The 12,399-nt window shown below is 66.9% G+C and carries 6 protein-coding genes; 2 read left to right on the top strand and 4 right to left on the bottom strand.

The window, feature by feature from the left end; genetic code table 11:
- The first annotated feature begins 217 nt into the window (after positions 1–217).
- Together K0P03_RS09630 and K0P03_RS09635 are read left to right on the top strand one after the other, a co-directional pair.
- A complete protein-coding gene (locus tag K0P03_RS09630) occupies positions 218–6,871 on the top strand; it encodes a hypothetical protein (protein WP_272789453.1) in 6,654 nt (2,217 codons plus the stop codon).
- A gap of 204 nt (positions 6,872–7,075) precedes the next feature.
- Positions 7,076–8,047: a Tim44 domain-containing protein gene (locus K0P03_RS09635; RefSeq protein ID WP_023514982.1), complete on the top strand. Its 972-nt coding sequence runs from the start codon at positions 7,076–7,078 to the stop codon at positions 8,045–8,047.
- 213 nt (positions 8,048–8,260) lie between these two features.
- Here the strand turns inward: K0P03_RS09635 and K0P03_RS09640 are convergent, their stop codons facing one another.
- The 4 genes from K0P03_RS09640 to K0P03_RS09655 form a co-directional block, all read right to left on the bottom strand.
- Entirely contained in the window at positions 8,261–8,878 is a 618-nt protein-coding gene (locus tag K0P03_RS09640) for an ABC-type transport auxiliary lipoprotein family protein (RefSeq protein WP_272789454.1), read from the bottom strand.
- Between the two features lie 134 nt (positions 8,879–9,012).
- On the bottom strand, positions 9,013–10,383 hold the full coding sequence (locus tag K0P03_RS09645) for an MlaD family protein (RefSeq protein ID WP_023514980.1): 1,371 nt from the start codon (positions 10,381–10,383) through the stop codon (positions 9,013–9,015).
- 60 nt (positions 10,384–10,443) lie between these two features.
- A complete protein-coding gene (locus K0P03_RS09650) occupies positions 10,444–11,229 on the bottom strand; it encodes an ABC transporter ATP-binding protein (protein ID WP_023514979.1) in 786 nt (261 codons plus the stop codon).
- 8 nt (positions 11,230–11,237) lie between these two features.
- Positions 11,238–12,389: an ABC transporter permease gene (locus K0P03_RS09655; RefSeq protein WP_024271081.1), complete on the bottom strand. Its 1,152-nt coding sequence runs from the start codon at positions 12,387–12,389 to the stop codon at positions 11,238–11,240.
- Positions 12,390–12,399 lie beyond the last annotated feature (10 nt).

The raw sequence follows: 12,399 nt of genomic DNA on the forward strand, positions 1-12,399 counted from the left end.
TACGACCGGATAGTCCCGGTGGATAAGCCGTGGGCGGAGATACACCGCTTCGCCTTTTCGGTCTATCGAGCGAATTTGGAATGAACGGCGGTCCGGACGCTGCGTGCCATGAGGGTATGCAGCAAGACCGGCCACCAACCGGACCGGTTCGAATGCGCCTGAGCAGCGGCAGCGCGCATGAAGCCCGATCCCGGACATGGTAACGAGGCGTATCCGCATGGCGACGAACAAGCCCACCGAGTCGATCGACGACAAGGCCTTCCAGGCCCTGGAAGAAGCACTGAAGATCGACTTTGATGATCTAGCGCCGGAGACGCCCTCGAAGAAGGACGCTTCGGAGGCCCATGTGTCTGAACCAGCAAGCCGCGTTCCGAACAAGACGCAGGAAAAGCCTGCGAGCCGCCCTGCATCCGGCGAGGCCGCGCGTGGCCTCAGCCCCGAGCAGGCACCGAAAACCCCAGCCTTCACCCCCGCCAACGACGGCTCCCGCAAGACGCCTGCCGCGATCCTGAAGTCGCTGGACGTACGCTCGGGCCGGGCCTCGATCCGCATGGCCATCCTGATGTCCATTCTCTGGGTCATCGGCGGGCTGGGCGTTGCCAACCTTCTCTATGCGCCCGAGATCTGGCAGATCCGCTCGGTGGCCGACCTCGTGGCGCTGCCCGGTGCCATCGGCATGGTTGTCGCCATCGTCATGCCGATCATGCTCTTCTTCGCCTTCGCGATCATGATCTCCCGCGCCCAGGAACTGCGCAGTGCCGCCCGCTCCATGGCGGAAGTCGCACTCCGTCTCTCCGAGCCGGAAACCGTCGCGAGCGACCGCATCATGAGCGTCGGCCAAGCCGTCCGCCGCGAAGTCTCCGCGATGAACGAGGGCATCGAGCGTACGATCGCCCGCGCAACCGAGCTCGAAACGCTCGTGCATTCCGAAGTCAACGCCCTCGAGCGCAGCTATTCCGACAACGAGATGCGCGTGCGCACCCTCGTCCAGGAACTCGGCTCGGAGCGCGAGGCGATCGTCAGCCATGCCGAGCGCATCCGGTCGTCGATCTCCGGCGCGCACGAACAGCTGAAGGACGAGTTGGCCAGCGCCGGCGACAACATCACCCAGCGCCTCGCCACCTCGGGCGAAGCCTTCGCCTCCATGCTCGACACCCGCGCCGCGATGCTGATGGAGAAATCCGACAGCGCGACGCAGACGATCGGCGCCATGCTGTCGGCCCGCACCGACAGCCTGCTCTCGACGCTCAGCTCCTCCGGCCTCGCGCTCGCCAACGAGTTCGACAGCCGCCTCGACCAGCTCACCAAGAACCTCGATTCGCGCGGCCGTGACCTGCTGCAGCAGTTCGAGACCCGCGCGAGCTCGCTCGACACCAATACGGAAAAGCTGAATGCCGCGTTGAACGAGCGAGCCAAACAGCTCAATGAGACGCTGATCGCCCGCACCCGCGAGATCAGCGAAAGCCTGTCGATCGGCCAGCAGGCCGTCACCGGCGGTCTCGACCACATTCTCCAGTCGATGAACGCCGCGCTCGACGAAAAGGGCGCGCAGTTCCGCCAGAGCCTCAAGAACGCCGCAGACGACACCGTCATGGACCTCGACCTGCGCACCGGCTTCTTCGACGAGCGCATGCACGCGACCGTCGGCCAGATTGCCAGCGCCTTCGACCATCGTGTCGAGGAGTTCACCCAGGCCTTCGACCAGCGCGCCGGCTCGCTCGACAGCAAGCTGATGGAGAGCCTTGCCCGCATCAACGAAACGGTCGCCAGCGGCCGCGACGCGATGGATGGCATCCTCACCTCCAGCATCGACCGTCTCGGCAACACGCTCACCGACCAGTCCTTCGCACTGGCCACGACGCTCGCCACCAGCCAGGAAGTCCTCGAAAGTGCGGTCTCCGGCCATGCCGACGCCATTTCCAATGCCGTCAGCGGTGCGCATGAACGCATGGGCGCGGTCCTCTCGGAAAAGTCCGCCGCCCTTCTCGGCGGCCTCGCCGACGTGCAGAACCGCATCGAAAGCGGCTTCGGCACCCGTGCCGAAGCGCTGGCGGAAAGCATTTCCGGCAGCGAACGCCGCCTGACGGACGCGCTGGATTCGCGCGGCTCGGCCATCGCCACCGACATCGAGGCCGCACAGGCCCGCATGGAAGAGGCACTTGGCGCCCGCGCCAGCGCCCTGGTGGAAAGCATTTCCGGCAGCGAGCGCCGCCTGACGGATGCGTTGGATTCGCGTGGCACCTCGATCGCCTCCGGCATCGAAACCGCCCAGGCGCGCATGGAAGAGGCCCTCGGCGCCCGCGCGGACGAGATCGCCTCGACGATCGCCGCCAGCCACAACCGCATCGACAACGCGCTGTCCGAGCGCACCACCGCCCTCTCCTCGATGCTGAACGAGACCGGCAGCCAGCTCGAACAATCCGTCGGCGCCGCCGCCGGCCGTGTCGAGAACGCCCTGACGGGCGCCGCCCGCCAGATCGACGACGCCATCACCGGCCGCACTGCCAATCTCGCATCGGTTCTGTCCAACAGCGCCGGCGCGATGCAGTCCGCGATCGACGCGGCGGCTGAGCGCGTCGAAACAGTCCTCTCCGAAGGCAACCAGCAGCTCACGGGCGTCCTGCATGGCCAGGCTACCGAATTCGCAGAAGCCTTCTCCGGTCGTGCCGCCAACATCGCCGAACAGCTTTCGGGCCGCGCATCCGAACTAGCCGGTTCGCTCGTCTCCACCCACGAGCAGATCCGCGCGACGCTCGACGACCGCATCGACGCGATCAACCTCGCCATCACCGAGGGCCGCAACCAGCTCACCGAAACGCTCAACGATCAGGTCACCTCCATCGGCACCTCGATCGCCACCAGCGCCGGCATGCTGGAACTGTCCATGGAGCAGCTTTCGGACCGTGCGTCGACGCTCACCGGTTCGCTGGCCTCCACCCATGACGAGATTCGGGCAACGCTCGACGACCGCATCAACGCGATCAACCTCGCCATCACCGAGGGCCGTAACCATCTCACCGAGACGTTGAACGACCAGGTGACCACCATCGGCACCTCGATCGCCACCAGCGCCGGCATGCTGGAACTGTCCATGGAGCAGCACGAGGAGGCTCTTCGCCGCACCATCGACGGCAGCGGCGCCCTGCTCGACCAGCGCGTGCGTGAAAGCGTCGGCGCCGTCGCGGAACGCCTCGTCGAAACCTCGGCGAAGATCGTGCACGCAGCCGACACCTTCGGCAGCCGCATGGAGCAGACCGTCGACAACGTCGCCAACCGCTTCGACACGACCGGCAGCCGCCTCGAGGAAAACCTCGGCAAGCTCGAATCCCGCATCGAATACAGCGTCGACCACGTCTCCGGCCTTGTCGATACGGCAGCCTCGCGCATCTCCGACACCCTGTCGGAGCGCCTCACCGATCTCGACCGCGCCGGCGGCGACGTTTCGCTGCGTGTATCCGAAGCCCTCTCCCGGCCGATGGCCGAGGTGGAGCGCATCGGCGACGAGACGACGGCACGCATCGCCGCCGCCCTCGCCGGCCGCGTCACCGACATCGAGCGCCTTGGTGCCAGCGCTGCCGAGCGCATCGAAGGCGCCCTCTCTGGCCGCCTCACCGATATCGAGCGCGTCACCGGAGAAGCCGCCGAACGCATCGACGGTGCGCTGGCAAGCCGCGCCGACCAGATCGCCCGCGTCGCCGGGGAAGCGGCCGACCGCATCGACGACACGCTGATTGCCCGCGCCACGCAGATCGAGATGACCGTCGGCAGTGCCGCCGAGCGTATCGACGGCGCCCTCGTCAACCGCGTCGACGAGATCAACCGCGTCGTCGGCCAGGTCGCAGACCGCATCGACGACACGCTGCTCGCCCGCGCAACGCAGATCGAGCTGACGGTCGGCAATGCCGCCGAGCGCATCGACGGCGCCCTCGTCGGCCGCGTCGACGAAATCAGCCGCACCGTCGGCGAGGCTGCCGAACGGCTCGAAGGCGCGCTCCTCAACCGCGCGAGCCAAATCGAACGCACCGTCGACGGTGCCGCCGAACGCATCGACGGCGCCCTTGTCGGACGTGTCGACGAAATCAGCCGTACGGTCGGGGAAGCCACCGAACGTCTCGAAGGCACGCTCCTCAACCGCGCGAGCCAGATCGAGCGCTCCGTCGGCGACGCCGCCGAGCGTATCGATGGCGCCCTCGTCAACCGCGCCGACGAAATCAGCCGCGCCGTGGGTGAGGCTGCGGAGCGCATCGACGGAACCCTGGCCAGCCGTGCCAGCGACATTGCCCGCATTGCCGGAGAAGCCGCCGAACGCATCGACGGAACACTCGTTGCACGCACCGGCGACATCGAACGCATCACCGGAGAGGCTGCGGAGCGCATCGCCGGCACGATCGACGAGAAGACCGGCCGCATCGAGGAACGCCTCGGCACGATGGACCGCGCGCTGACCATCGGTCTCGACAGTGTCAACCGTACGATCGACGGCAAGGCCGCAGGTCTTGCCGCAACGCTGCGCGACGCCGTTTCGCAGGCCGCCCAGGACATGGACGCCGAAGCGGTCCGCTCCGCCCAGTCGCTCGCCAAGACCGGTGAGGAATTCGCCAGCCTCAGCTCGTCGCTGCGCGGCGCCGTCTCCCGTGCAGCCCAGGAAATGGGCGTCGAGGCCCAGCGCGCCGCCGAAAACATCGCCCGCACCGGCGAGGAGTTCGCCGGCAACCTTTCGGCCCGCAACGAAGCCTTCGCCCGCGCCGTCGAAGAGACCACCTCCTCCGCCGTCGCCCGCTTCACGGAAACGGAAAACCGCCTTGCCGACCAGGCCCAGTCGCTGCGCGCCGGCCTCGGCGATGTCGAGAAGGCACTGGAAGCGCGCGGCGCCTCCATCCGTTCGACGCTCGACGAGCGCACCCGCGAGCTCAACTCCATGCTGGCGAGCCGCACGGAAGAGCTGGCCCGCCTGATCGACGAGGAAGCCCGTCCGGTCATCGACAGCTATGCTGCCGTCGGCCGCGAGGCTGCCGAAGGCATCGGCGGTGTCGCCCGTGACGCTGCCGAGCGCATCAGCGGCGTCGCCCGCGAAAGCGCCGAGCGCCTGCGCAACGAGAACGCCGCGCTCATCAACGCGATCTCCGCCCGCACGGCCGATACGCTCGCCGCCATCACCAGCCGCACGGAAGAAGCCGCCGGCACGATGCGCGAGATCGAAAGCGGCCTTGCCGCCAATGTCGAAAGCCTGATCGCCCGCCTCTCGGAAAGCAACGGCGCGATCGCCGGCATCGTCGATGCCGCCAGCCAGACGCTCGGCGCCATCGATGGCCGTCTGATGAGCACGGCCGAACGCTTCTCCACCTCCGCCGAGCGCGCCTCCGACATGGTGTCCACCACGTCGCGCCTGCTCGAGGGCAAGGTGGACCGCCTGTCCGACATCTCGTCCGGCACGCTGTCGCAGATCGGCGGCATCGTCGGTCGCTTCGAGGACCACTCGAAGATCCTGTCGCAGGCCTCGGATCTGCTCGCCGCCGCCCAGTCGAACCTCGTCTCGACGCTGGAAGAGCGCCAGGACGCGCTGCGTTCGCTCTCCGTCGGCCTCGTGCAGCGCTCGGAGGAGATCGAGAAGACCATGCAGTCGCTCGAAGGCATGGTCGAGGGCGTCTTCACCCGCGCCGAGGAGCGCTCGAACCTCATCGCCGGCAACCTGCGCGGCGGCATCCAGACGTCGTTCGCCGAAGTCGGCCGCATCCTCGGCGAGACCGAGAAGCGCGCCGAGGCCGCTGCCAACACGCTGCGCGAGCAGCTGACAAAGGCCGGCGAGGAAGCAGGCCAGTCGGTCGAGGGTTCCTTCGCCCGCGCCGAAGAGCGGACCAAGGAAGTGGCGAACCGCCTGCGCGGCAGCGTCGGCGCCTCGCTCTCCGATGTCGATCGCCTGCTCACCGAAAGCGGCAAGAAGTCCGAAGCCGCCACGACCGTCATGCGCGAAACGCTGCGCGAGGCCGTCGAGGAAGCGGTCGGCAAGTTCTCCGGTGCGACCGAGGAAATCCGCCGCGCCGCCGCCGACATCCGCAAGGAGCTCGACCAGACCCGCGGCGAGCTGAAGCGCGGTGCCTTCGACCTGCCGGAAGAGGCCAAGGAAAACGCGGCGCAGATGCGCCGCGCCGTCAGCGAGCAGATCAAGGCCCTGCAGGACCTGTCCGACATCATCGGCAAGTCCTCCTCGGCGCTGGAAGTCTCCCGCCCGGCCGCGGTTCAGGCCAAGGTCGTACAGCAGGCACAGCCGGTGCAGGAAACCCGCGGCGAGCCCCGCCGCGAGGAGCCGGCCCAGCAGCTGCGCGGGAGCCTCGGCCTCGAGCGTGCCGCACCGGCCACGGTGCCGCAGCGCGCACAGCCCCTGCCCGCGGAATCCGAAGCCAAGACCACCGGCGAAGGCGGCTGGATGCGGGATCTCCTGCGCGGCGCCGTCTCGCGTGAGGAGGCCCAGTTCGGCCAGCCGCGCGCCGATGGTCAGGCGGCTCGCCCGGACAGCCGCAACCCGCGCCATGTCGTCGAATCGCTGAACTCGCTCTCGGTCGATATCGCCCGCGCCATCGACCACGATGCCTCGGTCGACCTGTGGCGCCGCTACCAGCGCGGCGAGCGCGACGTCTTCACGCGGCGCCTCTACACGCTGAAGGGCCAGCAGACGTTCGACGAGATCAAGCGCAAGTACGAGCGCGAGCCGGAGTTCCGCACCGCGGTCGACCGCTATATCTCGGACTTCGAGAAGCTGCTTGCCGACGTCGCCCGTAACGACCGCGACAAGGTCATGACGCAGACCTACCTCACCTCGGACACCGGCAAGGTCTACACCATGCTGGCCCATGCGGCAGGCCGCTTCAGCTAAGCTGATCCGGACGGAAAACGAAACGGCCGCCCGCAAGGCGGCCGTTTTGCGTTCAAGGCCCCAATTGGCGGAGCTGATAACGCACCTTTGATGAGACATGCCCTTCCGGGCGACCGATTTCCGGCGACGGAACCTTAAAATCCGGCTCTCCAGCCGCTATATGCGGACCAACGCGCCTGCGGGCGCATGGGAAGAGAGACGGAAATGATCTTTATACAAGGCTTTGGACGCATTCTGGCGACGCTGGCAGTCGCGGTGATGGTGATGATGACGGTGGTGGATGTGGCGGAAGCCCGCCGCGCCGGCGGCGGCCTCGGCAGCCGCGGCAGCCGCACCTTCTCGACGCCCTCGACGACGCGCACCGCACCGACGGATGCCCAGCCCATCGACCGCACCATGACGCGCCAGCAGTCGGCCCAGCCGTCCGCGGGACGCAACGCCACGGCCACCAATCCGCGCCCCGGCCTCTTCGGTGGTTTCGGCGGCACGCTGCTCGGCGGCCTGATGCTCGGCGGCCTCGTCGGCATGCTGATGGGCCAGGGGCTCGGTGGCGGCATCGGCATGCTCGGTCTTCTCCTGCAGATCCTGCTGATCGCCGGTGTCTTCCTGTTCCTCCGCCGCATGTTCGCGCAGAAGAATGCCACCGCCTATGCCGGCAGCGGCCATGCCCGCAACGCCACGCCGGACGGCGGCTCGCAGTTCAAGATCCCGAGCATCGGCGGCGGCAGCCGTCAGGCCGCACCGCAGCCGAAGGGCGGCGACGAGCTCGGCATCAAGCAGGCCGATCTCGAACAGTTCGAAAGCATGCTGAAGGAGCTGCAGGCGGCCTATGCGGCCGAGGACTTCCGCACGTTGCGCCAGATCACAACGCCGGAAGCCATGTCGTACCTTGCCGAGGAACTGAGCGACAACGCCACTCAGGGCCTGAAGAACGAGGTGCGCGACATCCACCTCGTGCAGGGCGACGTTGCCGAAGCCTGGCGCGAAGGCGCCGACGAATACGCCACCGTCGCCATGCGCTACGAGAGCATCGACGTGATGCGCGACCGCTCGACCGGCAAGCTCGTTTCCGGCGATCCGGACAATCTGACGGAAGCGGTCGAGATCTGGACCTTCGTGCGCCGCGACGGCGGCGACTGGAAGGTCTCGGCCATTCAGGGCGTCGAAAACGCCTGACGGGACGGCTGCGCGTCGGCGCGCGGCCCCTCATCCCGTTGTCGCAACCTTCTCCCCGCAAGCGGGGAGAAGGAGCAAGCGGCACAGTTTTCCAATCGACATGGGCGTTGTTTGCCTGGGGAAACCCGCAAGACACACCCCTTCGCGCCGCTTGCGGGGAGAAGGTGCCGGCAGGCGGATGAGGGCCTTTCTACGCCCGCGTGTCGAAAGAAATCAGATCGCGCCGAGCGTCCAGCCGACAATATCGGCCGTGACCGCGGCAAAGGCCGCATCGAGCGCCTTCACGAAGGCCGGATTGCCCGTACCGCCAACCGGAACCGTCGCACGAAACACCTTCTGTGCCCGGACAGTCCCGTTGCGGTCGTTGAGCAGCTTTGCCGAAATCTCCACCACCGCCGCATCGGCGCCGGCGGTCTGCACCTCGAAGGCGCGGATATCGGTGACGATCTGGTAGTCGATCGCCAGCCCCTCGCCCGGCTTGCCGACACCGCCAAGACGGCCGGTGTTCTCGAAAGCCTGCACGAGCTTGGCCTGCACCATCTTGCTCAGGCTGTCGCTCCACTGCGCGCCGGCAAGGTACTGGATTTCGGAGGCGGACGGGCGGATGACGATCTGTTCGCTGTCTAGCGCCTTCAGCGCCGAAGGCTGCGGCACGAGGATCTGCCGGCTCTTGGCCGAAGGGCCTTCGACGGCGGCGACGGAGGAGAGCGCGAACGTATCGTTCTTGGCCTGTGTGCTGCCGCAGGCGGCAAGCGTCGTCGCCAGGACGGCCACGAGCGCGGCGCGCGCCGCAGTCCCGTTCCGCAACAAACCCATACCCGAACTCGTCATGTCGTCCTCAAACCCTTGTAACTGCCTGTGTAGCAGCGGCACGGCATGCTGTCACGGCTGCGCGGACGGACAAATCCGCCTCGGCCCGCCGGCGGCCGGCAGTTGTGGGGATAGGGCCACACCTTGCGGCCGGATCAGCGCCGGTTGCGACCGTCATACTGCTTGACCGTGTCGCCGCCGAAGAGCAGGCGCTGCGGATTGCGCTCGAAGCCGGAGATCGCACCGTCGAGATTCTGGATGGTGCGGCGCGTATCGAGCACCAGCGCCTCGATATCCCGCAGCCCCGAACCGGAGAATCGCTGCAATCCGTCGGCAATCGGTCCGATCCGCCCGTTCAGCGTGTCAGCCGCCTGCTTGATCGACTGCAGCGTCGCCTTGGCCTCGGCGAAGAGCGATTCGGAATCTCCCTCGCCCAGGAAGCCGTCGAGCTTGGCGAGCACGCCATCGACGCGCGTGGAGGCGGCATTCAGCTTGTTGCTCATCTGCTGCACGTCGGTGATGATCTGGTCGATATCCTCCTCGCGGGCGCCGATACGGTCGGCGACGCCCGTCACGGAGGCGATGGCCTTGCGGGCATCGGCAGTCGCGACCGAAATGTCGTTGATCGCCCCGCCGACCTTCTGCGGATCGACCGCAGCGATCAGGCTGTCGATCTTGTCGAGCGAGGCCGTCGCCTGCTTGCCGAAGGTATCGAAGGTCTCGGCCGTCTTGCGGAAGCCCTCGACCGTGGTCTTGATGTCGCCGGACGCGGCCGCGATGTCCTTGCTGACCTTGTCGACATTGCCGACAAAATCCTCGACCTTCTTCGGGTCGACCGCCTTGATCAGCTCGTCGACCGAGGCGAGCGTCGAATCGAGCCGGCCGGAAAGATTGCGGAAGGTTTCCGACAGGCCACCGACGCTCTGCAGGAACTCGTCCACCTTCTCGCCGTTGCGGGCGAGCGAGCCGGAGAACTGCTCGGCGTTCTGGATGGTCGTCGTCAGCGGCCCGCGTGCATCGGCGACGAAGCCCTGGATATCGGTGATCGCCGCATCGGCACGCTTCAGGATCTTGTCTGCGGTCGACAGGATGTTCGTCACGCTCGACTGTTCCGCCTGCAGCACCGCCGGAACCTCGGTGTCGAAGGCCTGCCGCAGGATGTTCGGATCGGCAGCACTGCCGCCGGAAAGCTCGATATAGGCCGCGCCCGTCAGACCCTGCACTTCAAGCACCGCGGTCGTCGTCTGCTTGACCGGCGCGCTGGTCGAGACCTCCGTCATGGCGACGGAGAAGAGCGGATCGTCGGCATCGATGGCAAGGCTGCGTACGGAGCCGACCGGGATGCCGTTGAAGCGCACGGGCGAGCCGATGCTGAGCCCGTTCGCCGATCCCGGGATGCGGATCGCCAGCTGCGCCATCTCGCCGCCACGGCCGTATTGCGACATCCAGTAGACGAAAGCGAAGGCGGCAGCCATGACGAGGACGGTGAAGAAACCGACGAGGGCGTAATTGGCTTTGGTTTCCATGCTTCGGGCTATCCTGCTCGCAGTTCCATCCATCCGGGCCCATCGGCCCCGGACACGTCCTTACGTTTTACGCACGATCGATCGCGCGCGCTTGCCCCGGAAATAGGACTGCACCCAGGGATCGTCAAAGGCCAGCATGTCCTCGATCGTGCCTTCGACCATGACCTTCTTCTGCCCGAGAACGGCGATGCGATCGCAAACCGAAAACAGGCTGTCGAGGTCGTGAGTCACCATATACACGGTCAATCCGAGGGTGTCGCGCAGTTTGGCGATCAGCTCGTCGAATTCCGCCGCGCCGATCGGATCGAGGCCCGAGGTCGGCTCGTCGAGGAAGACGAGCGCCGGGTCGAGCGCCAGCGCCCGCGCCAGCGCCGCACGCTTGATCATGCCGCCCGAAAGCTCGGAGGGAAATTTGTTCGCGGCCTCCGGGGCAAGGCCGACAAGCTCGATCTTCAGCCGCGCCAGCTCGTCCATCATCGCCTGCGGCAGGTCGAGATACTCGCGCATCGGCACCTGGATGTTCTCCATGACCGTCAGCGAGGAAAAGAGGGCACCGTGCTGGAAGAGCACGCCGAGCTTCATGTCGAGCGCCAGCCGCTCGGCCTCGCTCGCCTTGTCGAAATCCATGCCGAAGATGCGGATGTTGCCGGAGCGGCGCGGCAGAAGGCGCAGCACCGTGCGCATCAGCACCGACTTGCCCGTGCCGGACGCGCCGACGAAGCCGAGAATCTCTCCGCGATAGATATCGAGATTGAGCTCATCCAGCACGATGTTGCTGCCGAAGCCGACGGTCAGATCCTTGACCGAAAGCACCACGTCGTCCGCCTTTGCCGAAACCTGCTCCATGGACATCCCTAGAAATCGATCGCGGCGTAGAACATGGCGAAGAGGCCGTCGACGAGGATGACGACGAAGATCGACTTCACCACAGCGGCGGTGACGTGGCGGCCAAGCGATTCGGCGCTGCCGCCCACCTTCAACCCCTCGACCGAGGCGACGATGCCGATGATCAGCGCCATGAACGGCGCCTTGATCATGCCGGACACCACCGTCGAGAGGTCGATGGCCTCGCGAAGACGCGACAGGAAGGTGTCGAAGGTGATGCCGGAATAGGACCAGGCGACGAAGGCCGCGCCGCCTAGGGCCGCAAAGTTGGCGATGATGGTCAGCAGCGGCAGCGCCACCGTCAGTGCCACCAGCCGCGGGAAGACGAGCACGCCGATGGGGCTGAGGCCCATGACCTTCAGCGCGTCGATCTCCTCGCGCATCTTCATCGAGCCGATCTCGGCCGTGATCGCGCTGCCGGAGCGGCCGGCGATCATGATGGCGGTGAGCAGCACGCCGACCTCGCGCAACTGAAGGATGCCGACGAGGTCGACGACGAAGACCTCCGCCCCGAAGTAGCGCAACTGGAAGGCGCCCTGCTGGGCGATGATCGCACCGATCAGGAAGGACATCAGGAGGATGATCGGCACCGCGCGGACACCCATATGGTCGATCTGGTGCACGATCGCCGAGGGCGAGACGCCGCTGCGGCGCCCGAGCTTCAGTTGCGCGCCCCGCACCGCCGAGCCGAGGATGAACATGGCGGCGACCGTATCGTCCCAGACGTCCATCATCGCGCGGCCGATGGGGGTGAAGATGCGCTCGAACAGGGTGCCCTTCCCGCCGCCGCCATACCGTGGTTCGGCGAGCTTTTCCGGCAGGGCAGAAATCAGGTCGGCGTAGTGCGTACCCTCGCGATCGGTAAGGCTGACCTCGTTGCCGCCGCCCTGCCGCTCGGCAATCGCCCGGCGCAGCAGCCAGGCGCCGGCCGTATCCATGGCCGAAACACCGCTGAGGTCGATTTCCAGCGCACCGGCCTGCCCGCGGCCGATATCGGCCAGCCGCTTGCTGGCGGCAACCGCGTTCGTGTTCACCCACTCGCCGGAAAGGCGCCAGACCTCCCGGCCGTTTTCAGGCGGGTTTTCGATCGCGATGTCGAGGGGGGAACGGGTGGCGGTCAAGTCTCTTGCA

It is taken from the genome of Shinella sp. HY16 (genome assembly GCF_028534175.1).
Lineage (GTDB): Bacteria > Pseudomonadota > Alphaproteobacteria > Rhizobiales > Rhizobiaceae > Shinella.

Bases quoted from the DNA above. Each gene is read 5' to 3' on its own strand.
- K0P03_RS09630 (WP_272789453.1), top strand. From the start codon at position 218: ATGGCGACGAACAAGCCCACCGAGTCGATCGACGACAAGGCCTTCCAG.
- K0P03_RS09635 (WP_023514982.1), top strand. From the start codon at position 7,076: ATGATCTTTATACAAGGCTTTGGACGCATTCTGGCGACGCTGGCAGTC.
- K0P03_RS09640 (WP_272789454.1), bottom strand. From the start codon at position 8,878: ATGACGAGTTCGGGTATGGGTTTGTTGCGGAACGGGACTGCGGCGCGC.
- K0P03_RS09645 (WP_023514980.1), bottom strand. From the start codon at position 10,383: ATGGAAACCAAAGCCAATTACGCCCTCGTCGGTTTCTTCACCGTCCTC.
- K0P03_RS09650 (WP_023514979.1), bottom strand. From the start codon at position 11,229: ATGGAGCAGGTTTCGGCAAAGGCGGACGACGTGGTGCTTTCGGTCAAG.